The 23,314-nt window shown below is 63.0% G+C and carries 20 protein-coding genes and 1 pseudogene; 10 read left to right on the top strand and 11 right to left on the bottom strand.

Annotated features, from left to right (window positions below):
- Window positions 1-76 precede the first annotated feature (76 nt).
- From AC1DZE_RS04930 to AC1DZE_RS04945, 4 genes are all read right to left on the bottom strand, one after another.
- Window positions 77-1,417 (bottom strand): PQQ-dependent sugar dehydrogenase, encoded by a 1,341-nt coding sequence (locus tag AC1DZE_RS04930; protein WP_477699841.1) that lies wholly within the window; start codon window positions 1,415-1,417, stop codon window positions 77-79.
- A 132-nt stretch (window positions 1,418-1,549) separates the two neighbouring features.
- Window positions 1,550-2,008: an Lrp/AsnC family transcriptional regulator gene (locus AC1DZE_RS04935; RefSeq protein WP_092132085.1), complete on the bottom strand. Its 459-nt coding sequence runs from the start codon at window positions 2,006-2,008 to the stop codon at window positions 1,550-1,552.
- Between the two features lie 560 nt (window positions 2,009-2,568).
- The gene (locus tag AC1DZE_RS04940) at window positions 2,569-4,701 is read right to left on the bottom strand and encodes a sensor histidine kinase (RefSeq protein ID WP_477672138.1); all 2,133 of its coding nucleotides are present in this window, start codon (window positions 4,699-4,701) and stop codon (window positions 2,569-2,571) included.
- Window positions 4,698-5,423, bottom strand: a complete 726-nt coding sequence (locus AC1DZE_RS04945) for a response regulator transcription factor (RefSeq protein ID WP_477668700.1) — start codon at window positions 5,421-5,423, stop codon at window positions 4,698-4,700. The genes AC1DZE_RS04940 and AC1DZE_RS04945 overlap by 4 nt, the downstream gene beginning before the upstream one ends.
- A 208-nt stretch (window positions 5,424-5,631) precedes the next feature.
- Between AC1DZE_RS04945 and AC1DZE_RS04950 the strand changes: the two genes are divergently transcribed.
- Together AC1DZE_RS04950 and AC1DZE_RS04955 are read left to right on the top strand one after the other, a co-directional pair.
- Window positions 5,632-6,915, top strand: coding sequence for an SPFH domain-containing protein (locus tag AC1DZE_RS04950; protein WP_477668701.1), 1,284 nt, complete (start codon window positions 5,632-5,634; stop codon window positions 6,913-6,915).
- The gene (locus AC1DZE_RS04955; RefSeq protein WP_477672139.1) at window positions 6,915-8,339 is read left to right on the top strand and encodes a hypothetical protein; all 1,425 of its coding nucleotides are present in this window, start codon (window positions 6,915-6,917) and stop codon (window positions 8,337-8,339) included. The genes AC1DZE_RS04950 and AC1DZE_RS04955 overlap by 1 nt, the downstream gene beginning before the upstream one ends.
- Window positions 8,340-8,357: 18 nt before the next feature.
- Here AC1DZE_RS04955 and AC1DZE_RS04960 read toward each other — a convergent pair whose 3' ends face one another.
- Window positions 8,358-9,200 carry a creatininase family protein gene (locus tag AC1DZE_RS04960; protein WP_477672140.1) on the bottom strand — a complete coding sequence of 281 codons (843 nt, stop codon included), beginning with the start codon at window positions 9,198-9,200 and terminating at the stop codon, window positions 8,358-8,360.
- 158 nt (window positions 9,201-9,358) lie between these two features.
- Window positions 9,359-9,586 (bottom strand): annotated as a pseudogene (locus tag AC1DZE_RS04965) (IS1595 family transposase); the annotation flags it as partial.
- A 228-nt stretch (window positions 9,587-9,814) separates the two neighbouring features.
- On the opposite strand from AC1DZE_RS04965, the gene AC1DZE_RS04970 reads away from it, so the two are divergent.
- Window positions 9,815-10,027, top strand: a complete 213-nt coding sequence (locus tag AC1DZE_RS04970) for a hypothetical protein (RefSeq protein ID WP_477666459.1) — start codon at window positions 9,815-9,817, stop codon at window positions 10,025-10,027.
- Between the two features lie 98 nt (window positions 10,028-10,125).
- Here the strand turns inward: AC1DZE_RS04970 and ubiA are convergent, their stop codons facing one another.
- The 4 genes from ubiA to recG all read right to left on the bottom strand — a co-directional run bounded on the left by ubiA (window position 10,126) and on the right by recG (window position 14,802).
- Complete coding sequence (gene ubiA, locus AC1DZE_RS04975; protein ID WP_477672141.1) at window positions 10,126-10,986, bottom strand: 4-hydroxybenzoate octaprenyltransferase; 861 nt, start codon at window positions 10,984-10,986, stop codon at window positions 10,126-10,128.
- Between the two features lie 13 nt (window positions 10,987-10,999).
- On the bottom strand, window positions 11,000-11,512 hold the full coding sequence (locus tag AC1DZE_RS04980; RefSeq protein ID WP_477668705.1) for a Dps family protein: 513 nt from the start codon (window positions 11,510-11,512) through the stop codon (window positions 11,000-11,002).
- A 90-nt stretch (window positions 11,513-11,602) separates the two neighbouring features.
- Entirely contained in the window at window positions 11,603-12,604 is a 1,002-nt protein-coding gene (locus AC1DZE_RS04985) for a hydrogen peroxide-inducible genes activator (RefSeq protein ID WP_477668706.1), read from the bottom strand.
- Window positions 12,605-12,651: 47 nt separating this feature from the next.
- Window positions 12,652-14,802: an ATP-dependent DNA helicase RecG gene (recG, locus tag AC1DZE_RS04990; RefSeq protein ID WP_477668707.1), complete on the bottom strand. Its 2,151-nt coding sequence runs from the start codon at window positions 14,800-14,802 to the stop codon at window positions 12,652-12,654.
- 17 nt (window positions 14,803-14,819) lie between these two features.
- Between recG and queA the strand changes: the two genes are divergently transcribed.
- From queA to AC1DZE_RS05020, 6 genes are read left to right on the top strand one after another with little or no spacing between them, the layout of a single operon-like run.
- Window positions 14,820-15,881, top strand: a complete 1,062-nt coding sequence (queA, locus tag AC1DZE_RS04995) for a tRNA preQ1(34) S-adenosylmethionine ribosyltransferase-isomerase QueA (RefSeq protein WP_477699842.1) — start codon at window positions 14,820-14,822, stop codon at window positions 15,879-15,881.
- A 42-nt stretch (window positions 15,882-15,923) separates the two neighbouring features.
- Window positions 15,924-17,087, top strand: coding sequence for a tRNA guanosine(34) transglycosylase Tgt (tgt, locus tag AC1DZE_RS05000; protein WP_477668709.1), 1,164 nt, complete (start codon window positions 15,924-15,926; stop codon window positions 17,085-17,087).
- Window positions 17,087-18,319, top strand: coding sequence for a glycosyltransferase family 9 protein (locus tag AC1DZE_RS05005; protein WP_477672513.1), 1,233 nt, complete (start codon window positions 17,087-17,089; stop codon window positions 18,317-18,319). Before tgt ends, AC1DZE_RS05005 begins: the two co-directional genes overlap by 1 nt.
- 10 nt (window positions 18,320-18,329) lie before the next feature.
- Window positions 18,330-18,869: a GtrA family protein gene (locus AC1DZE_RS05010; RefSeq protein ID WP_477668711.1), complete on the top strand. Its 540-nt coding sequence runs from the start codon at window positions 18,330-18,332 to the stop codon at window positions 18,867-18,869.
- Window positions 18,856-20,661 (top strand): ArnT family glycosyltransferase, encoded by a 1,806-nt coding sequence (locus AC1DZE_RS05015; protein ID WP_477668712.1) that lies wholly within the window; start codon window positions 18,856-18,858, stop codon window positions 20,659-20,661. Before AC1DZE_RS05010 ends, AC1DZE_RS05015 begins: the two co-directional genes overlap by 14 nt.
- Before the next feature lie 55 nt (window positions 20,662-20,716).
- Complete coding sequence (locus AC1DZE_RS05020; RefSeq protein ID WP_477668713.1) at window positions 20,717-21,529, top strand: YiiX/YebB-like N1pC/P60 family cysteine hydrolase; 813 nt, start codon at window positions 20,717-20,719, stop codon at window positions 21,527-21,529.
- Between the two features lie 45 nt (window positions 21,530-21,574).
- Here AC1DZE_RS05020 and AC1DZE_RS05025 read toward each other — a convergent pair whose 3' ends face one another.
- Complete coding sequence (locus tag AC1DZE_RS05025; protein WP_477668714.1) at window positions 21,575-22,048, bottom strand: hypothetical protein; 474 nt, start codon at window positions 22,046-22,048, stop codon at window positions 21,575-21,577.
- Window positions 22,049-22,301: 253 nt separating this feature from the next.
- On the opposite strand from AC1DZE_RS05025, the gene AC1DZE_RS05030 reads away from it, so the two are divergent.
- On the top strand, window positions 22,302-23,306 hold the full coding sequence (locus AC1DZE_RS05030; RefSeq protein WP_477699843.1) for an aldo/keto reductase: 1,005 nt from the start codon (window positions 22,302-22,304) through the stop codon (window positions 23,304-23,306).
- Window positions 23,307-23,314 lie beyond the last annotated feature (8 nt).

Raw genomic sequence — 23,314 nt, forward strand, 5'->3', positions numbered from 1 at the left:
CGCTATTAAATTAATAGCTGCTTGTGCTTATCGTATAAGGGCTTCAGGCACTTTCCCTTTAAAAAACTCAAACCTTCTATTTCAGCTGGCTACCGCTCACCCGCCAGACCACGTTGCCCACATCGTCGGCCACCAGCAGCGCGCCGCGCCTGTCCATCGCCACGCCCACCGGCCGGCCGTAGGCATGGCCTTCGGGACTCAGGAAGCCTGTGAGCACATCCACCGGCAAACCAGCCGGCAAGCCCTGGCGAAAAGGCACGAACACCACCTTGTACCCGCTGTGCGGTACACGGTTCCAGGAACCGTGTTCACCGATAAAAACTCCCGAGGCCAGTGATGGCGGCAGCGCATTGCCTTCTGAAAACACCATGCCCAATGGCGCGACATGGGAGCCCAGTGCGTAGTCGGGTGAAACCGCTTGCGCCACCAGGTCCGGACGCGGCGGCTTGACGCGGTCGTCCACGTTCTGGCCGTAATAGCTGTAGGGCCAGCCGTAAAACACGCCATCACGCACCGAAGTCAGGTAGTCGGGCACGAGGTCGCTGCCGATCTCGTCGCGCTCGTTCACCACCGTCCAGAGCGCGCCGCTGCCGGGTGCCCAACCCATGCCGTTGGGATTGCGCAGGCCCGAGGCAAACACGCGGTGGCTGCCGGTTTTGGGGTCGATCTCCCAGATGGCGGCGCGGCCGGTTTCGGCTTCCATGCCGCGTTCGCCCACATTGCTGTTGGAGCCGACGGTGACATACAGCTTGCTGCCGTCCGGGCTGGCGATGATGTTTTTTGTCCAGTGGTGGTTGATAGGGCCGGCCGGCAGGTCTACCACCTTGACGGGCCCCGCCGTGATGCTGGTTTGCCCCGGCTGGTAGGGAAAGCGCACCACGGCATCGGTATTGGCGACAAAAAAATCGTTGCCCACCAGCACCATGCCGAAGGGCGAATTGAGGTTTTCCAGAAACACGCTGCGGCTTTCGGCCTTGCCGTCACCGTCGGCGTCGCGCAGCAAGGTGATGCGGTTGGCCGTGGGCGCGCCGGCGCCGGCCCGACCCATCACCTTTTTCATGAACCAGGCACGCAGGCCCTTGCCGTCTTCCGGCTTGGGTGGCGCATTGCTTTCAGCCACCAGCACGTCACCGTTGGGCAGCACGTAAACCCAGCGCGGATGGTCCAGGCCGCTGGCCAGGGCCGTGACGCCCAGACCCGCCATGGGCGTGGGCATTGCACCCTCCGGCCAGCCCTTGGCCGGCGCGATGTTCACCGTGGGAAACAGGGTCTTGTTGGGCTTGGGCAGGGTTGGATTGGCGCCCATACCGGCCTCCGGCGGCAACAGGGCGGTGTCGCCGCACGCGGCCAGCGCACAGGCGAATGCCGCGCACAGCACCAGAACATGCCAGACGCGTTGACAGGCAATCGATCGCATAAAACCCCCTGAAGAAATGACGGCAATGCCAGCGCTCCGCATGGTGCGGGCATTCGTCAGTGTGGGTGGGTGAGGTTCGCGCAGCTGTCAGCCGGCCCCACCGACCGCTGTCAGCGCTGACCTTCGCCTGGCTCAGCCGGGCAGCAGCGGCAGGTCGGCCTTCTTCAGCGTGCGCAGCACAAAGCTGGATTTGCTGTGGCGTATGCCCTTGATCTTGTAGAGCCGCTCGCGCAGCAGGCGCTCGTAGTCCTTGGTGTCGTGCACGGCAATGCGCAGCAGGTAGTCGTATTCACCGGACACCAGGTAAGCCTCTATCACTTCGGGAATGGCTGCCAGTGTTTCACCGAATTTCTCCAGCGTGTTGTCGGAGTGGCTGTCGAGCGTGACCTGCACCATCACCGTGTCGCCCAGGCCCAGCGCCTGCGCATTGAGCCGCACGGTGTAGCCCTCAATCACCCCAGCCTCCTCCATCTTCTTGATGCGGCCCCAGCAGGGCGAGGGGCTCAGGCCGACGGCCTGGCCGATGTCTTGCAGGCTGGTGCGCGCGTCAGCCTGCAAAACCTGAAGGATTTTCCGGTCTAAAGTGTCCATTCAGGTAATTTATCTGAAATTGGCCGTTTTACAGATTTTTTATCTGTTTATGGGAAATTCAACAGCAAATCAGGCAAATTATTCGGCCCTACCCGCGAGATACTTTCTTACATGGCAGCGGGCTTACCGGTCCGCCTGGCAAGACAAGGCCCCCAGTGAGTTACCGCTCACTGGGGGCTTTGATTTTTATTCCATTGCTAATTCGCCGCGATAGGTCGTTACGCCTCCTTGCCGTGCCAGGGCCTGTCAATGCCATTTATGCAAATGCGAATGGGGTGAAAACGGTGCCAATCAAGGCGCGCGACGACGCCCAGACTTTTGTCTGGCTAGAAGCGCAACGCCGAGTGGCGCCGTTTTCACCCCATTCCCTCCGGGTTGCGATCAAAAAGGCCTTGCGCGGCGTTGCAAAGCCTTGACGGGGTCTACCCCGCCTGCGTTTTGCGCCTTGCTCAAGGCCTTTTTGACTCGCAACGCATCTGCATAAATGGCATTGGCAGGCCCTAAGCACTGTCTGCGGCGGCGCGCCTACTCTCGCAGCGAATTAGCAATGGAATCAGGGATCAGCCGACAGCGCACTGCAGGCGCAACTCCAGGCAAACGCCGCTGTCCCGGTTGTGCGCGGTGATGGTGCCGCCCATCTTGGCCATATAGGTTTTGGCGACAAACAGGCCCTGCCCGCGCTGTCCCGCGGCACCGGTATCTGGCTGGTCAGACACGCCGTATTCGAAAACCTTGTCCAGCAGGCCGGCCTCGATCTGCGGGCCCAGGTTGCTGATGGTGATGAGCGCCTCGGGCGCGGTGCCTTCCTGTGCCTGCTGCGACAGCGTGATGCGGATCAGGCTGCCGGGCAAACGGTAGCGATCAGCATTGCGCAGCACATGCGACACGACATCTTCCAGCGAATACTCGTCGGCACGCACCCTGACCGGCTGGACCAGCGGATCAAAGGCCACACCGGGAATGCCCGCGGCCGCAGCGTTGCGCGCCACGTGGCTCAGGAACTCATTGGCATCCAGCGTCTGCACATTGAGCGCGGTGGATTCAAAGGCTTCACTGGGCGATGCGCTGCCGTAGAGCACGCGCACGGCCTGCTGCATGCGGCTGATGTAACGGTGCGCGGGGTCGTCGGCGCTTCCGTGCAGCACCATGAGCGATTGCAGGGGCGACATGATTTCATGGCCTACCGCGTGCCAGGTGTCTTTTTCCTGGGCGACCCGGATCTGCTCGCGGCGCACGTCTTCGTTCACGCGCTGCAGCAGGTCTTGCAGGCCGCCGGCCAGCACACCCAGCTCGTCGCCGCCACGCAGGTCGGCCAGGTCAACCGTTGCCAGGTTGTCGCTGGCGCGCACGCCCTTGGACACGGTGGCCGCGCGGCGGGTGAGTTCGGTGATGCGGCGGATGATCCGCAGCTCAATGGCCAGCCAGGTCACAAAGATGGCCAGCAGCATGCCGCCCACAAACCAGGACACGCGGGTGGCCACGGCCGTGAGGGCCTTGTTGACGCTGCGAATGTCACCGGTCAGCGAGAGTTCATAACGCCCGAGCGGCGTACTGATGATGTCGGCGCTCGTGACGGGTGCGTCATAACCATCCACCTGCAGCCGGCGTATCAACCAGGCAATCAGCGGCGAGGACCGCTCCGCCGTCTCCGCGCCGGACAGCGACACGACGTCCGGGCTGGCACCCGCGCTGCCCAGCCTGCGGATGCGCAGCTTCTCGCCGGGCAGCAGCAAAGGGGTCAGCTCAGACCATGAAAAAGGTGCGGTCGCCCCCCCGGCATTGCTGTCAAACAGCGGCTTGCCCTCGCCGGGAGCCAGCATTTCCACCTGCACCTTGATCTGGTCCAGGTCGGCCGGCGGCCAGACGATGCCCGCGGGCCCTTTGGAGAACAGAGCCTCGCGAAACAGCTCAACCGGCAGGCGCACGCTGACAAAGGCACGCCGGGCGCAATCCGGGTCTGCCGCCAGCGTGCCGTCCGCGCAGCGGCTGTCTTGCCAAAGCCAGCCGCGAAAGTCGCGCACGGGCCGGCTGGCCGGCGTGATCGGACCCTCATCGGCAAAGCCCACCAGCCGGCCCCTGGCATTGGCAAAAGGCGAGGCGTTGCGGCCCTCGTCCATCGCCTGCATGGCCTGGAAAGGCGCGATCCAGCGGTAGCGCTGCCCGCGCATGTCGACCGTGATGCGGGCGCGATGCGCCTGGCTTAAATCCAGCGTTCCGGAGGTGTGCGACACCAAGGGTCCGCTGTTGAAGCTGCCGACGGCATAGAGAAAACCGCCGGCAAAGGGGTTGTTGCCGACGGCCACGCACATCGACGCCGCGTCGGGGTATTGCACCAGGCAGCCAGCCATCTCCACTGCCTGCTGGGCCTTGTTGCGATCGTCGAAATCGAGGGCCGAAAAAGGCAGCACCAGCGGACGCAGCGGCGTCACCTCATGCTCGTAGGCCGTGGGGTTGAGCAGCACCAGCTGGCCCGTGGGATGGCGCAGCTTGGCGGCGATCTGCGCCTGGTTTTTGCGAAAGCCGTCCTGGTAATTTCGGTAGCTGCGCTCCTTTTCGTCTTGCAACACGGCGATAGCCAGGGCGACGGTGGCCATCGCCAGCAGAAAAAAAGCGCCGCGAAAAAATACGCGCAGCCCGAAGGGTACGCGCGCCGGCAGCAGGCGCTCGACATCCAGGCGTGTGGGCAGCTTCACGGCTTGCCTCTGCCGCGCGGGGGCTCCGCCGCCTCGGCCCAGCGAAAGCCTCGCATCGGGATGTTTTCAATGCCGTCAAAGGCCGCATCGATTTCCTTGAACGCGTCGCGAATCGTGCTGACGTGCTTGCGGATGTTGTCGCGGTTGCGGCCGCTCTTGACCACCTGGTACAGGTCGTCATAGCTCACCACCTCGCCGCGGCGCGCGTGCAGCGCCGCCAGGATGCGTTGCGCCGTCAGCGGCAGGTTCACGCGCTGACCGCGCCAGATAGCCGTGTTCTGTCGCAGCGGGTCCAGCTGCAGCTCCTGGCTGTCTGCGGCGGGCGCCTTGCCTTCCGGCTTCGTTTTGGCGGTGCGCAGGATGTCGAGGAAAGTTTCGATGAAGTCGGCTTCTTCAAACGTGGTCTTTTGCAGGTAGTCCCAAGCGTCCAGCGCTTTCATGATGCTGCGGTAAATGGCAGCGGGCATGGCGGACACCACCAGCACGGGCGTACCCTGCCGCTGCTTGTTGATGGCGTTGATGATGGCCACGCCGGCATGGCGTTCGCGCCCCAGTTCGATGTCCAGCACCACCGCGTCATAGCCTTCGCGGGCAACGGCGGCCTCGGCGTCGTCGCGGTTGAACCATTGGTCGACCTGGATGCCCGGACGGGCCGATTCAATCCAGCCCTTGAGCTGGTTGCTCATGGGCAGGTCGTCTTCGATCACGGCAATTTTGGTCATGAGGCCTCAAGAGGATGGGGTGTCGCCATTATGGGTGTGGCCTGCGCCAGGCCGTGTGAGTGTTTCTTCCGTTGGCGGAGGGTTGCCGCCGCCAAACCGTGCAAAGACACCGCGCAGGCGCATTGAATGCTCCGGGCCCGATTCGAACAATGGAGGCCAGAGAAAGCGCAACCCGCGCCTCTCGCCAAACCAACCGGAGGAGCCCATCATGAACCCACGCCTTAGCCGTATTTCCCTGCGCATCCGCGCCATCTTTTCCAGGGGGGTGCGCGGCACCCGCCGTATCGCTGCCACAGGGGTGCAGCGCGCCGCCAGCGCCAGCGGCCTGATGATCGCCACCGCCGCGGCGGGCGCGGTCGGCTACCTGCTGTGGGTGCACCCTCCCATGGAGTCGGTGGCGCGCGGCGACGTGGCGATTCGCACCAACCAGCTGACCGGCAGCGTCGACGAATTCCGCGAAGGTTCCTTGCTGCTGCTGCCAGCTCTGCATGAGATGCGCACTTTCTCGCTGCGCGACCAGGTCTACCGCCCTGAAGGCAGCAGCCGGGCCGACGGCCCCTCGCCCTTCCAGTCGATTGAAGGCATGTCGCTGGGAGTGGACATCACGGTGCGTTATGCACTGGATCCCACCAAGGTGAACGCACTGTCGAAAAACCTGCCCGACGACATCGCGGGCCAGATCGTGCAGCCCGCCGTGCAAGGCGTGATCTACAAGACCTTCACGCGCTACACCGTGCGGGAAATTTTCTCGAGCAAGCGTGCCGAAATCCAGCAGCTTATCGAAGCCGAACTCAAACCCAAGCTTGCGGCCGACGGCATCCTGCTGCGCACGGTGCAAATGGGCAAAGTGGACCTGCCCGCGGACTACCGCCAGGGCATGGACAAGCTGCTGGCCGAAGAGCTGGCCACGGAAAAGATGCGCTACACGTTGGCCCTGAAGGAAAAGCGCGTGAAAGAAACCGAGCTGGACGCGATGGCCGAAAAAATACGCCGTGAAACCAATGCGCAGGCCGCCGCCAGCGAACAGGTAATTGCAGCCAAAGCGCAGGAAGAAGCCATGAAACATGTCCTGCCCTTCAAGCAAAAGCAGATCGAGCAGCGTCAACTTGAAGCCGAAGCCGACAAGCAGTCGCGCATCCGCACGGCCGAAGGTAGCGCCCAGGCGCGGCGCATCGAGGCATCGGGTGAAGCCGATTCGCGCCAGAAACTGGCGGATGCCGAAGCCTACCGGCTGGACCGCGTGGGCAAGATCAACAGCGAGCAGATGGCGCGCGAAGGGGTGCTGATCACGCGCCACCCGCTGCTGATCCAGAAGACCATGGCCGACAAACTCAGCGACAAGATCACCGTGATCATCGCCCCGCCCTCCACCAGCGGCGGCTTTGTGGGCGCGGGCCTGCTGGGCGGCGCGCCCAAAGCCGGCCGCACCGTGGCGCAAGCGCCGCGCGGCGCCGGCACGCAAGACCACGACGACAAAGAAGAGGCCGAATAATGATCACCACCGCACTTCTGACCCTGGCCATCGTGACGCAGGACCAGGCCACCCTGCGCGCCGCGCCGCGTGATTCGGCCGCACAGCAGGCGGCCCTGTGGCAAGGCGACGCGCTCGAGATCCGCGGCCAGCGCATGGATTACCTGCAGGTCTACGACCACAGGCGCGAACGCGCAGGCTTCATCCACGTGAGCCAGGTGCGCACGGTCTCGCTGCAGCCCGAGGAAGCGCCGCAGCTGCTCTCGGTGGTGCGCTTCCTCCGCGAAAGCCCGGGCGCTGAAGCCCTGGGCATTGCGTACACGGCCGCTTACCTCAAGGCCGCGCCGGCAGACGCCATAGGCGCGGAAGCCTTTGATGCGTTGGGCACCATGGCCGAACGCCTGGCGCGTCGCGCCTCCATGAAGCACGGCAAGGCCACGAGTGACGTGATCTCTGCGCACATGGAAGTGGCCACCTTTTATGGCGTGAACTTCAAGGGTTATGAGCAGAACGGAAGCATGCAGCTTTGCTACAACGGCGAAGCCTTTCGCCGCGTGCTGGCGCTGCCATCCGACGCCGAACAGCGCGCGCGCGCCGCACTGGCTGTGACCCGCCCCGATTGCATGAGCCCCGATCTGCACCCGCAGGACCGCTTCACGCAAGACCAGTGGCGCGCCGAAGTGCTGGACAAGGTCAGCGCCGCCCAGTTCGCCCAGTTGTCTGAAGTCAGCAAAAACCGTTTGCGCCTGCGCCGTGCCGGCGTGCACGCCAGTCTGGCGTTTGAGCAGGCGCGCCGGACTGAAGCGCCCACGGCAGCCGCCCAGCGCGCCCTGGCGGAACTCGCGGCGGTGAACAAGCTGGAGCTGACAGACAACGACAGGCAGGACTACAACGACGCAGCGATTCGCGTGGGCGCTTCGCGATGGGGCGCTGAAACCGCGCTTCCCCGCTTCGCCAAACTGACGGTAGCCACCGAGACGGGCCAGGCCGGCGAAACCTGCGTGGCGCTGTACGAAAACAAGGCCGACGGCAAACCCGGCAAGGAGGCCGTGGCCAGGCGCTGCACCTACGGCATCGTGTGGACCGCGTCCGCCAGCGCCCACCCGGATGGCCAGGCCCTGGCGCTCGCGGTGCAGCCGCTGGACACCTGGCGCGAGCTGTGGGTGTTTCGCAAAAGATCCGGGCAATGGACGATTGAGGTGCTGCCGCCCGCCAGCAATGGCCCCGAGTTGGGCTATGTGGAATTTGCCGGCTGGGTGCGCGGTACGCCTCACATGCTGCTGGCCCGCGAGACCCGCATTGCCGGGCGCCTGCGCCGCAGTTTCGAGGTGGCGCGCATGGACAGCTTGACGGCCGAGAAACAGGCCGGTGACCCGGGAACGCTGGCGGCCTTTGCCCGCTCGCAGGACGCCGCGTGGAAGCGCCAGACCGTGATCCTGCGCTAAATGCCTGCTTGCAAAAGCCTAGAACGCGGTTCTATCGCTCAGCGTATCGGCCGGCAACTGGTCGATCTCCACCAGCAGCCGCGCCAGGCTGCGGCCCGCGGCACCCAGCAAGGCACGGCCTTTGTCGGCCGTGGCAGCGGCTGCGTTACCCACCGCGCCTTGCGGGTTGTAGTCCTGCATCTGCCAGGCCAGCTTGGCGCTGCGGCCGTCACCCAGGATGCTGAACTTCGCAGCCCTGTCCTGTGAAGTGGAATGAAAGTTCTGAGCCTTGGCCATGTCGACCTGATCCGGCTTGAGCGCCAGCATCATGGAGGTTTCGATCTCGCCGGCGTGGATGCCGAAGCGGTGCTCTTCGGCACTGAACAAATCATTCACGGACTTGCCATCCTCACCTGTGAGCGGCAGGTTGAACCAGTTCACACTGTAGACCAGCATGCCCAGTCGGGCCCGCAGGTCGCGCGCCACCACGTCCAGCAGGCCCACCTGGCCGCCGTGCGAATTGAGCAGCACCAATTTCTTGACACCCGTTTGCGCAACGGATTCGGCCAGCTCGGTCCAGAGCCGGATCACGGTCTCGGCTTTTAGCGTGAGCGTGCCGGCAAAGCGATCGTGCTCGGGGCTAAAGCCCACCGCCTGCGTGGGCAAAAACAGCACCGGCTGCGTTGGGGGTAAATGCGGCAAGGCGGCTGCAATCACACCTTCCACCAACGTCGCATCCACATTAAGCGGCAGGTGCGGGCCGTGCTGCTCCACCGCGGCCACCGGCAGCACCGCAATACAGCGGGCCAGATCCAGGCGCGAAAAGTCAGGGCTTTTCAGGTCGGACCAGAAACGGGGGGGGTTGGCTGCATCGAAGGTCATGGAGGGTATTTTGAGCTATCTGGCGATGCCGGGGGCTGGGGACTTCTGGCTGGCGGCGAATTCTGACGAGCGGGCAAATCCCCAGGCTCTGGCGGCTCAACCGAGCGTGAAAGCGCACCGATCGCCATCAATCAGGGGCTTAAGAAGCAAAAATCCCGTTAAAGAGGATTGTTTCCCGGCAAGGATAGCAGCGACTTGTACAGGCTGCGGTGGCGTTGGTTCGACCTGAACCCGGTTTCCTTCAAGTGCAGGTAGAAGGTATGCCTGTGTGCACCGCTGAACTGCACCAGACGTCGCTTGGCATAGCGCCAGAAGCTCTCGATACCGTTGACGTGAACTGAACCCCGGGCAAACTCATTGTTGCCGCGGTTGACCCGCAGGTGTCTTCTGGTGATGAACTTTGCCTCTTAAGCCCTTGAATTAATAGCAATATGATTCTTCTGCCGTGGCGGCACGTGGCCATGGGATTTGCGGATGACCGCGGCCGGGCAAGTCAACCGCCTTGCGAGGGAAGACGTTGAAGAAGAGCGTCTGTCACGGCTGCCCTGGTCCTTCGTGGACAGTTCACCCGGCAACACCCGCACCATAACTTTTCCAACATCCGGAGCTTCCCCATGAACAAATTACTGTCCACCCTCATCAGCGCAGCCGTCCTCGCCATGCCCCTGGCCGTGATCTCCACGCCAGCAGCGGCCCAGGCCGCCGCACCCGCAGCAGCCCCTGCCGCCGCACCTGCCGAAAAAGCCGCCGCGCCCACAAAAGCCAAGGCAAAAGCCAAACACAAGGTCAAGCACAAGGCCAAGGCAAAAGCCAAAAAATCGGTGTAATTCGCGGATGAAGTTCCGCTGAGCCCTTGATCTGGCGTCAGGAATTGAAAAAGCCCGCAGATGCGGGCTTTTTTTTGGCCGTCTGTTTCGGCGCAGGCTCAACGGCCCAGGTACGACAGCGCAATTCCCGCAAATACCGTAAAGCCCAGCCAATGGTTGAGCCGAAACGCCTTGAAACAGTCATCGCGCTCGCGCTTGCGGATCAGCCAGCCGTGCCACAGCGCCTGCCCGAGCGCCACCGCAATTGCTATTAAATAAATAGCTTCTTGCGCAATATCCATAAGGGTTACAGCCCAAATTAACAGAAAAATCAGGTAACTGAGCATGACACCCGCCACATCGAACCGCCCCAGCGTGATGGCCGACGTTTTCATGCCGATCTTCAAGTCGTCGTCACGGTCGACCATGGCGTATTCCGTGTCGTAGGCAATCACCCAGAACAGGTTGCCCAGCAACAGTACCCAGGCCAGCAGCGGAACGCGCGACTGCACGGCGGCAAACGCCATCGGAATGCCAAAGCTGAAAGCGACCCCCAGCACCGCCTGCGGCATGGAGACATAACGCTTGGCATACGGATAGACCAGCGTGACCGCCAGCGCGGCGAATGACCAGGCAATGGTGACGACATTGGTGGTGAGTACCAGCCCGAAAGCCAGCAAAGCCAGCACGGCGCCGAGAATCAGGGCCTCTCTGACAGAAAGGGCGCCGCTGGTCACGGGCCGCTGCGCCGTGCGTTTGACATGCCGGTCAAAATCACGGTCGGCCACATCGTTGACACAGCAGCCGGCACTGCGCATGAGGAAAGTGCCCAAGCTGAACACGACCACAAGGTGCCAGCCCGGAAAGCCGTGCGAAGCCACCCAGAGCGCCGACAGGGTGGGCCACAGCAGCAGCAACCAGCCCGCCGGGCGATTCCAGCGGATCAACTGCAAATAGAAGTCGAGTTTTTGTTTCAACAAGCCAGGCGGCACCTTACTCTTCGAGCAAGGAGCGCAGCATCCAGGCGGTCTGCTCGTGCACTGTCAGGCGCTGCGTCAGCAAGTCGGCCGTCGGCTCGTCGCTGGCCTTGTCGGCCAGTGGAAACAATTCGCGCGCCGTGCGTGCGACGGCCTCATGGCCCTGCACCAGGATGCGCACCATTTCCAGCGCCTTGGGCGGCACCAAAGGCACATCGGGAATCGATGCCAGCTTGCTGAACTGGGCGTAGGAGCCCGGCGCGGGATGGCCCAGGGAGCGGATACGCTCCGCCACCGGATCGACGGCTGCCCACAATTCGGTGTACTGCGTCATGAACATCAGGTGCAGCGTGTTGAACATCGGCCCCGTCACGTTCCAGTGGAAGTTATGTGTGGTCAAGTACAACGTGTAGGTGTCGGCCAGCAGGCGGCTCAGGCCCTTGGCGATCGCTGCGCGGTCTTTTTCATTGATGCCGATATTGATGGAGGGTGCGGGTTTTCCTGCGGGCTTGGTCGATGTTTTGGCCATGGTGTTTCCTTTTTAAAGATTCTGGGACAACTTTACGAAATCAGGGAAGGGGCTGCAACAGCCGGGCTCAATGCCGGCCATAGACGGCGTTCACGACAGGCGATTGACGCCGGGCAGCTCGCACGCATAAATGGCATTGCGCAGCGCAGCGATCGCTTCGTACCGGGTAAAGCTGCGGCGCCACGCCAGCACCACGCGCCGGCTCGGCACATCGCCTGCGAAGGGCAGGTATTTGATGAACGAGGGTTGCTCTGCTGCCACCTTGCTGCGGCTTGCGGCCGTTTTCCCCTTGGCGGGTTTCCTGGCAGTTGCGGCCTGCTCGGCCAGCGCCTCCTTGGGCACGCCCAGGCGGGGAACCAGCGTGATGCCCATGCCCGCCGCCACCATATGCTTGATGGTTTCCAGCGACGAACCTTCAAAGCTTTTGCTGATGCCTTCGGCGCTGCTGGAAAAGCGTGCAAATTCGGGGCAAACCTCGAGCACGTGGTCGCGAAAGCAATGGCCGGTCCCCAGCAGCAGCATGGTTTCCTTCTTGAGCTCCTCAGCCGTCACGCTCTTGCGTGACGCCAGCGCATGGGCGCTGGGCACCGCCGCCATGAAAGGCTCGTCATACAGCGGCGCAATGGCCAGGTTGGTGTCGGGAAAGGGCTCGGCCAGGATGGCGCAGTCAATTTCACCGGTACGCAACTCTTCCAGCAACTTGACGGTGAAGTTTTCCTGCAGCATCAGCGGCATCTGCGGCGTATGCGCAATCGCCTGGCGCACCAGGTCAGGCAACAGGTAGGGGCCAATCGTGTAGATCACGCCCAGCCGCAGCGCACCGGCCAGCGGGTCTTTGCCGCGCTTGGCAATTTCACGGATGTTGTCGGCTTGCTCCAGCACGCTCTGGGCCTGGCGCACGATTTCTTCGCCCAGAGGCGTCACGGTGATTTCGTTGGCGTTACGCTCAAAAAGCTTGACCTGCAGCTCTTCCTCCAGCTTCTTGATGGCCACGCTGAGTGTGGGCTGCGAGACGTGACAGGCGTCGGCGCCCTTGCCGAAATGCTTTTCCCGGGCAACAGCGACGATGTATTTGAGTTCGGTCAGCGTCATGGGCTTATTGTGCTGCTTTTCTCAATCGCTGCATCGCCGGATGTTGCTTAGGCCTTCAGGTAATCGGCTTTGCCACCCAGCCAGCGCAGGATGTGCCGGTGAGCCAGTTCCGTATGCCGGTCCAGCATCAGCGGCGCCCGCTCGCGTGCCCAGGCCAGCAGCGCGGCATCGGTCTCGAGGTCGGCAAACCGCAGCAGCGGCGCCCCCGACTGCCGCGCCCCCAGGAATTCGCCGGGCCCGCGGATTTCCAGGTCGCGCCGGGCGATTTCGAAGCCATCATTGGTTTGCGCCATGGCTTTGAGGCGTTCGCGCGCCATCTCGCCGAGCCGGGACGCTTCGCCGGTCGAATACAACAGCACGCAGGCCGACGCAGCCGCGCCGCGCCCGACCCGACCGCGTAACTGGTGCAACTGGCTCAGGCCGAAGCGCTCGGCATGCTCGATCACCATCAGCGAAGCATTGGGCACGTCAACGCCCACCTCGATCACCGTCGTACTCACCAGCACGCCCATTTTCCCGGCGGTGAACTGGCTCATGACGGCCTTCTTTTCTGCAACCGGCATGCGAGAGTGCAGCAGTCCTACAGCGACACCGGGCAAGGCTGCACTCAATGCTTCATGCGTTTGCGTGGCATTGACCAGGTCGATGGACTCGCTTTCCTCGATCAGTGGGCAGACCCAGTAAATCTGCCGCCCTTCCGCCAGCTGCCCGCGTATGCGCGTGATCACTTCATCACGCCGTGCGTCGCTCACCACCTTGGTCACGATGGGCGTGCGGCCGGGCGGCAGCTCGTCGATGGTGGAGACGTCAAGGTCGGCGTAATAACTCATCGCCAGCGTGCGCGGAATCGGTGTAGCAGTCATCATCAAAAGATGGGGTTCCTGCCCACCTTCAGTCATTTTGCTGCGCAGGGCCAGCCGCTGCGCCACGCCAAAGCGGTGCTGCTCGTCGATGATGGCGAGCGCCAGGTTTTTGAACTTCACCTTGTCCTGGATCACAGCGTGCGTGCCTATGACCAGGCCGGCCTCCCCGCTCTCAATCAACGCCAGCATCTCGCGCCGCTCTTTTGTTTTCTGGCTGCCGGTCAGCCAGGCGGTCTTGATGCCCAGCGGCTCCAGCCAGCCGATCAGTTTGCTGAAATGCTGCTCGGCCAGGATTTCCGTAGGCGCCATCAGCGCACATTGCCAGCCCGCGTCGATGCAGCGTGCCGCGGCCAGTGCCGCCACCACCGTTTTGCCGGCGCCCACGTCGCCCTGTAACAGGCGGTGCATGGGGATGCTTTTTTTCAGGTCCGCCTCAATCTCGTTGCACACGCGCTGCTGCGCGGCGGTCAGCCGGAAAGGCAGGCGCTCCAGCAATTGGTCATGCAGCGTGCACTGCGTGCCGCGCACGGGTGGGCCCGCCAGCGAAGGTGCGCGCATGGCTGCGCGTATGCGCCGGGCCTGCAGCTGCGACAGCTGCTGGGCCAGCAGCTCTTCGGCCTTGAGCCGCTGCCAGGCCGGATGGCTGCGGTCTTCCAGTGTGGCCAGCGAGACATCTGGCGTGGGGTGATGCAAAAACTGTAGCGCCTCGCGCAGGCCCCATAAGGGCTGCAGCCTGTTTTCACCTAAAACTTCAGGCGGAAAGGTCTCGCGGAGATCAGCCCGCGCCAGGCCGCTGAGCACGGCTTTGCGCAGGTAGGTTTGCGGCAGTCCGGCCACGGTGGGATACACCGGCGTCAGCGCGCCGGGCAGCTCGCCGCCGGCCAGCCTGAAGCTGGGGTGGATCATTTCACGGCTGAGAAAGCCGCCGCGGATTTCACCCCGCACCCGAACATGGGCGCCTGTGCTCAGCGTTTTCTGGTGGGCCGGGTAAAAATTGATGAAGCGCAGCACGCAGGTGTCGCTGCCGTCGTCTACCGTCACCCGCAGCTGCCGGCGCGGGCGAAAGGCGATCTCGCTGTGCGTCACCTGGCCTTCGATTTGCACCAGATCGCCGTCGCGCGCGTCCGCCAGCCGCACGATGCGGGTTTCATCCTCGTAGCGCAGGGGCAGGTGCAAGGCCAGATCGATGTCGCGGCGCAGGCCCAGCTTCTCGAGCGCTTTTTGCGCGGGTGATTTGGGCGAGGCTTTTTCAGCCTTGGCCTGAGGCGCGGCCGTGTTCCCGGCCGCGGCCTCAGGCGGGACAGTTTTTCGGACGGAGGCACCAGGAGGCGACATGGGACAATTGTGCCTTCATGAGCACCCATTTCACCCTCAGCGATTTTGATTTCACGCTGCCCGAAGAACTCATCGCCCAACACCCTGCCGCCCAGCGCAGCGGCTCGCGCCTGCTTGACGGGCGTGAAGACCTGCCAGTGGACCGACGGTTCACCGAACTCCCCGGCCTGCTGCTGCCGGGCGACCTGCTGGTGTTCAACGACACCAAAGTCGTCAAAGCCCGGCTCTTCGGCCAGAAAGCCAGCGGCGGCAAACTGGAACTGCTGATCGAACGCGTGCTGTCGCCCCACGCGGATGCCGGCCATGAAGTCGCCGCCCACATGAAGGTCAGCAAAAAGCCCCTGCCGGGCGCGGTGCTGCAAATGGACGGTGGCTTCACCGCCACGCTGCTGGGCCGCTGGCCCGAGGAAAGCGGGCCACTTTACCGCTTCCGCCTGAGCAGCGATCCCTACGCCCTGATGGCGCAGTATGGCCACGTACCGCTGCCGCCCTACATTACCCATACCGACTCCGCGGACGACGAGCAGCGCTACCAGACGGTGTTTGCCAAAAACCCGGGCGCCGTGGCCGCGCCCACCGCGGCACTGCATTTCGATGAAGCCATATTGGCGCAGCTCGAAGCGCGTGGCATCCGGCGCGCCAGCGTGACGCTGCATGTGGGTGCCGGCACTTTCCAGCCCGTCAAGGCCGAAAACATTGCCGACCACACCATGCATTTCGAACGTTTTGAGATTCCCGTAGCGACGCAACAGGCCATCGCCGCCTGCAAGGCGCGTGGCGGCCGCGTGGTGGCCGTGGGCACCACCACCGTGCGGGCGCTGGAGTCGCACGCCAAATTCGGTCCCGACTGCAACGACACCAACATCTTCATCACCCCGGGCTTTGAATTTGCCGTGGTAGACCTGCTGCTGACCAACTTTCACCTGCCCAAAAGCACGCTGATGATGCTGGTCAGCGCGTTTTCAGGCTACGAACACATCATGGCGCTGTACCGGCATGCGATTGCCGGGCGATACCGCTTTTTCAGCTATGGCGATGCCATGCTGCTGACCCGTAAAACCCCTCTGGGGAACACCTGAGGGTGCCTGAATCTCCCCGCGTACACCTGCGACAATCCCAAGATGCTCGAATTTGAAGTTCTGAAGACCGATGCTCCGGCTGGCGAAGGCGCCGGCGCCTACCTCGGTTCCTACGCCCGGCGCGGCAAACTGACGCTCAACCACGGTGTGGTGCAAACCCCCATCTTCATGCCCGTCGGCACCTATGGCACGGTCAAAGGCGTGATGCCGCAGTCACTGCACGACATGGGCGCGCAAATCATCCTGGGCAACACCTTTCACCTCTGGATGCGCCCAGGCCTCGACGTGATGCAGCAGTTCGGCGGCCTGCACAAGTTTGAAAGCTGGAACAAGCCCATCCTCACCGACAGCGGCGGTTTCCAGGTCTGGTCGCTGGGCGAGATGCGCAAGATTTCGGAAGAAGGTGTGAAGTTCGCCTCGCCCGTCAACGGCGACAAGCTCTTTTTGACGCCCGAGATCTCGATGCAGATCCAGACCGTGCTCAACAGCGACATCGTGATGCAGTTCGACGAGTGCACGCCCTACGACACCAAGGGCCATATCACCACCGAAGGCGAAGCGCGCAGCTCGATGGAGCTGAGCCTGCGCTGGGCCAGCCGTTGCATTGCCGAGTTCAAGAAGCTTGAAAATCCCAACGCGCTCTTCGGCATCGTGCAAGGCGGCATGTTTGAGAACCTGCGCCAGGAATCACTTGATGCCCTCGTCGAGCTGGAATTGCCCGGCTATGCGATTGGCGGCGTGAGCGTGGGTGAGCCCAAGGAAGAAATGCAGCGCATCATGGCGCACACGCCGCATCGCCTGCCGACGAACAAGCCGCGCTACCTGATGGGTGTGGGCACACCCGAAGATCTGGTCGAAGGCGTGGCAGCCGGTGTTGATATGTTTGACTGCGTGATGCCGACGCGCAATGCGCGCAACGGCCACATGTTCACGCGCTTTGGCGACCTGAAGATCCGCAATGCGCGCTACAAGACGGAAGACCAACCCGTTGATGCCACCTGCAGCTGCTACACCTGCAAGAATTTCTCGCGCGCCTACATGCACCACCTGGACCGCTGCGGCGAAATGCTGGGCCCCATGCTGTCGAGCATCCATAACCTGCATTACTACCTGAATCTGATGCAGGAAGTCCGCGACGCACTGGACGCCGGCCGTTTTGGCGAATTCACCGCGCAGTTCCACGCTGACAGGCAGCGGGGCGTCTGATGAACATCAACCTGCAACGCTGGATTGACCGCTGGGTCGGCATACCGCTGTGTGCTGCGGTATCGGGCGTCGATGCCGTGATGCGGCAATTCCGCTCCGGCGCCGACCCCGCGCCGCGCGCCATCGTGGTGATTTTGCTGTCGGAGATGGGTAGCCTGGTGCTGGCCCACGACATGTTCACGCGCCTGAAGCAGCGCTACCCCGACGCACCGCTGCACGCCCTGCTCTTTGGCAAGAACCGCGAAATCCTCGACCTCATGCAGGTGGTGGACCCGGCCAACGTGCACACGGTGGATGACAAGTCGCTGGGCGGCCTGCTGTCCAGCCTGTGGAAGGCTATTGGCGAGCTGCGGCGCGCGAATGTTGACGTGGCGATTGACTGCGAGCTGTTCTCGCGCATCAGCAGCCTGCTGTCGTATGCCAGCGGCGCGCGCATCCGCGTGGGCTTTCACCGCCACACGCAGGAAGGCCTGTACCGCGGCTCGCACATCAACCGGCCCGTTCCCTACAACCCTTACCAGCACATCAGCGCGCAGTTTCTGACATTGGCGCGCGCGATTGATTCCACCGCCGTTCCGAAATCCAAACTGCCCGCGAATCTGGCCGCGGCAGGCATCGGAAAACCACCGCCGCACATACAGCTGGATGCGGCGCTGGTGCCAGGCATCCATGCGCGATTGGCGCAGGACTTTCCCGCGATTGCCGGCAAGCCCCTGGTGCTGGTCTACCCGGGCGGGGGCATCCTGCCGATCCGTGCCTGGCCATTGGCTTCCTACACCGCGTTGTGCGAAGGGCTGGTGGCCGACGGCTGCGCCGTGGCCGTGATTGGCCTGAAAGACGACCAGGCGCTGGCGCAGCAACTGGTAGCCAACGTGCAGGCGGCCTTCCCCGGCAGCCCCGTGATTGACCTGACCGGCTATACGCGATCCATTTCCGAACTGCTGGCGCTCTTTCATGTGGCACGCCTGCTGGTCACCAACGACGGTGGGCCTGGGCAGTTCGCGGCGCTCACGCCCATCTGGACACTGATGCTGTTTGGCCCCGAGACACCGGGCCTGTATGCGCCGCTCACACCGCAGTGCCATTCCTTTTACAGCCAGTGGCCGTGTTCGCCTTGCCTCACTGCCTACAACCACCGCTCGTCGTATTGCGACGGCGACAACCAGTGCCTGAAGGTCATTGCGCCCGAAACCGTACTGGCCAAGGCGCGCGAGTGCCTGGCAACGCCCTGACCCCATTCCGATGACAACACTCCGATCCATAGCAGAGGCTGTCATCAGCCGCCTGCCTGAGCGCCTGCAACCCATGGTGCGCTGGCGCTTCATCAAGTTCGGCGTGGTGGGCGCCAGCGGCACGGTGGTGAATGTCGCCGTGCTGTATGTTGCCCAGGAATTCCTGTTCAGCCACATTGCCGACTTCCATTCCCGGCTGAACTACTCCATTGCGCTGGCCATCACGATCGCCACCATCAGCAACTTTTACTGGAACCGGCGGCTGACCTGGCGCGACCGCAAGCATGAAGTGCACCACTCGGCACTTTTCCTGTTTTCAAAGTACGTGATGGCGGCCGGCCTGGCCATCGTGCTGCAGTCACTGCTGACCAAATGGCTGGCGCTGTACATGCACTACATCCTGGCCAACGTGCTGGCGATTGCCTTGTCCAGCGTGTGTAACTTTGTGGCCAATGACCGCATGACATTTCGCCGCCGGCGCGCGAAAATCGTGGCCCCTGACGCCGACGGCGCTGCGCCGCCCTCCACCGATACCCATGACAAGCCCTGAGTCCCTGAAAAATCGTATCCCGGCCCACCGCATCTGGATAACGCTGGCGCTACTGGTCGCGCTGGCTTACCTGTTTGGCCTTGCCGGTGACCACATTCCGCGCAACGGCGACGAGCTGGTCTATGCCCATATCGCCCGGCTGACGGCCGCGACCGGCAAGTGGCTGCCACTGGTCAGCTCCTACGATTTCATGCGCAACACCAAGCCGCCCGTGCTGTTCTGGCAGGCGATGGTCGCCGGCGGATGGGGCGGGCACTGGACGCTGCTCAACCTGCGCCTGCCGAGCGTGGTCTATACGTGGGCAATTTCGCTCATGGTCGGGCTGCTGACCTGGAAGATCGTTCGCAACACGGCCACATCCACCGGCACTGTCGCTGAAGAGCCGGTCAGCCAGGCCGCTTCAACCGATAGCAGCCGCCATGCCCTGACGATGGGCGCCATCGCGGCCATCGTGTACCTGTCGTTCTTCAGCACCTACCGCTATGGCAGGCCTTACCTCACCAGCGCACCCGAAACTTTCTGGCTGTTTGGGGTGTTGTTTGCCGTTGCCTGGGCGCCGGCAAAGTTGCTGGCCTCGCGCTGGAAATTTCCATTGCTCGCCGGCCTGGCCATCGGCATAGGCTGCCTCTACAAATCGTTTGTCATGGTGGTGCCGGTCGGGTTCGGCCTGGCCCTGTGCTACCAGGTGCTGGGTGCTCAGAAAGCTCCTTGGGAAATTTCCCGGGCCGGGATCATCACCGACGGTATCAAGGTCACAGCCATCTGCGTGCTGGCACTCGCAATCTTCGGATTGTGGTTTGCCATTGACCCGCAACCAGGAGAAGTCTGGCGCGAGTTTGTCGTCGGCGAAAACGCCGGCAAGATGAATTCGTCCAAGGGCTACTTCGCCATCGCGTTCAGCGGCAGCAGCGGCGTGTTGACGATATTGACGGGTTACTTCTCCAACGCCCTTTTCCTGCTACCCGTTGCCGTGGGCTGCTTTGTGGCGGCGTGGCGCGCCTGGCGGCAGCGCAAGGGCACTGGCAAGACCATCAGCGATGCAGAAAAAGCCATGTGGTTCTGGATGCTGGCCTTTGCGCTGGTGTTCATGGTGCCCACCCAGCGCTCCACCCGCTACCTGATCCCCGCCATGCCCGCGCTGGCCGTACTGATCGCGTTGTACTGGGAGCGCATCTCGCGCATCTGGTTCAGCCTGACCTTGCTGATCTGCCTGGGCGGCGCGCTGGCCATGGGACTGATCGGCTTTGGCGGTGTGCGGGCCACACAGGATTCCTGGCTGTACTCACCGCTCTACTGGCTCTTTATAGGGGTTCTGGCCGTGGCGTGTATTGCGGGCATGGTCAGGCGCGAGCTGACGCGCCCGATCGCTGCGATGAGCAGCTTCGCCGTACTCATTGCGCTCGCATGGGTGACCCTGCCCTTCAACGGCGACATGGGCCATTTCCGCCCCGATACTGATGCATTGCTCAAAGGCCAGTCCGTGTCGGTGCCGAGCAACTTCAACGGGCACTTTGAGCGCTACGAGTTCATCATTCCGGGCGCCAAAATCGTTCCCTACTTTGCCGCGCAGCCGGTGGACTACGAGGACGTGAATGCCCTGTTCAAGAACACGCGCTACGCCCTGGTGCAGCGCCGTGCCGGGCAAAAGCCCTGCGACGGTTGCCGCATCATCGACCAGCGCTGGGACCTGCGCTCACGGCAGGACGAAAAAGAAGGCACGCTGGGCGCGTTCAAGTCGCCCGAAACCTTCTGGTACGCCCGAGAATACCTGGTCGAGCGCGCCGCGCCCTGAGCGTCCGCTGATTGTTCTGTTCATTCCAAACCCGTATTTGACTGGAGCCCTGCGCATGCCGAAAACCTCACCGCAGGCCACGATGGCCCGACTGCTATCCCTGGTGACTGTCCTGGGCAGCTTGCTCCTTGCGCTTGGCGGCTGCGCCACGGCCATCAAGCCGCATGCGGAGACGGGTGCGCCTATGCTGGGTTTTCAGAACATGGCTCTGAACCCGGGCAATGGTGGAGAGCTGATCAGGCCCGACGTCCTGCTGCCGGGCGACATCATCCTCACCGCTGAAAACGGCATCAACTCGGTGGGTATTCGCCTGATCACGCTATCGCCGGTCAGCCATGCTGCGATATATATGGGCAACCGGCAGATCGCTGAAGCCGTGGGCTCGGGTATCCGCGTGCGCAGCATGGACGCGCTACTCAATGATGAGGCGACAGTGGTGGCGTTTCGCCATCCCGACCTTACCGCCGAACAGGCCATCAAGATCAACACCTTCGCGGCCAGCCATGAAGGCAAGAAATACAACTATGTCGGCGTGATGCTGCAGGCGCCTTTCGCGCTGGAGCGCCGCATGTGCGAGCTGCCGCTGGTGCCTTCGATGGTGCGCGACTTCTGTATTCGCGGCATCGCAGCCGTGCAGCTGGGACTGGGACGCAATGACCAGTTCTTCTGTTCGCAGTTCATCCTGGAGGCCTACCGCAGCGCCGGCCTGCCGCTGACCGACGCCGACCCCCGGCTGATCAACCCCGGCGACCTGCTGCACATGCGGGAGGGCGATGTGCCCTCCATCATGATTCACAAGCCGCTGCGGTATGTGGGGCACCTCAAGGCAGCGCCCCAGATCGTCGCCGTCGAGCAGATGCAGCAGTAGCCGGCGCCGCTGTTGGTAGTTATGGCGACGGCCACTTCAGTTGATTCAACCGCCGATGTGCATCGTGAACTGCGCACCGTTGGAGAGCTTGCACTGCCCCGTCCCCATCGTTGACGAGTTCATCTGGTAGCGGCAGCTGATATAGCTGCCCCGGCTGCCGGAGCCGTTGGCCACCCCTTCGCGCGTCGAAGAGCCCGCGATGCGCGTAGCTTCCCCATTAAAGCTTTCACCGTTGATGTTGGTGGTGAAGGTGCCGCGCCCGTTCATGTCGTTGGTCACCACCGCGCCCACCATGCCGTAGGCCTGGGCGATGTCGTTCGCCGGGTACAGCCGCGCCGCAAAGGTCGTGCTTGCCGGCATGGCCGGTGTGACATACACCGTGGAGGAAACCGGCGGATGGCCGGGCTGGACCGGCACGACGTAGCAGCCCGTCAGGGCAGTGGCACCCAGCACCGCAGCGGCCAAAGCCGTGCGGCGCGTCAGGCGTGACAGGGAGAACACGGAGGAATCGATCTTCATAAATAACCCGAAGGCCCAAGCACATGCTTGTAGAGGCAGTGTGGAGCGGAATGCCTTAAAAGTTTCGTTTAAAGATACAAGATCATTAGATTTGTACGATCAGCATCAAATGAAGATACTTCATCGAAAACCGACAGGTAGACAGCAAATCTTCATGGCGGGGGCCGCAGTCACCAAATAGCCGACGTGCAGCGCAAAGATTCAGGCTCAGGCACTATCGGCGATCCTGCCCACTTTTTTTGCAAAGATGACCATGCAATACCGCCGCCTTGGAAACAGCAACCTCAAAGTCTCCGTCCTGTGCCTGGGCACCATGATGTTCGGCAAGCAGACGCCGTTTGAAGAAGCAGGCCGCATCGTGGCGTCGGCGCGCGAGCACGGGCTCAACTTCATCGACACGGCCGATGTCTACAACCAGGGGCAGTCCGAAAAAGACCTGGGCAAGCTTCTCGCGGGCCAGCGGAACCACTGGGTCTTGGCCAGCAAGCTGGGCAACCCTGTCAGCGAGGCTGTCAACGAAGGCCACTACTCCCGCCGTTGGCTGGTGCAGGAAACCGAGGCCATTCTGTCCAGGCTGCAAACCGACTACCTGGACATTCTTTACCTGCACCGTGACTACCACGACGCCAACCTGGAGGAGGCGGTGCGCACGCTGGGCGACCTGATTCGCACGGGCAAGATTCGCAGTTTTGGTCTGTCCAACTTCAGGGGTTGGCGCATCGCCGAGGTGGTGCACCTGTGCAAAGCGCTGGGCATGCCGCAGCCCGTGGTGTGCCAGCCGTACTACAACCTGCTCAACCGCGGCCCGGAGGTTGAAATCCTGCCGGCCTGCGGCCACTACGGCATTGGAGTGGTGCCTTACAGCCCGCTGGCACGCGGCGTGCTGACCGGCAAGTACCCACCCGGCCAGCCGCCGGCCGAAGGCACACGCGCGGGCAGCGGCGACAAGCGCATCCTGGAGACCGAATTCCGCAAAGAGTCACTGGTCATTGCGCAGAAGATCAAGGCGCGCTGCGAAGCCCGGGGACAAGTGCCCGGCCAGTTCGCCGCAGCCTGGGTACTGGCCAATCCACTGATCAGTTCGGTCATCGTCGGCCCGCGCACCCTGCCGCACCTGGAGGATGTGTATGGTGCGGTGGAACTGGTGCTGGACAAGGACGACGAAATCTTTGTCAATGACCTGGTCGTGCCCGGCCACGCGTCCAGCCACGGCTACAACGACCCGGGTTACCCATTTTTTGGGCGGCCGATGGCCTGAGTCGAGGA

The organism is Polaromonas sp. P1_F1, from assembly GCF_056405795.1.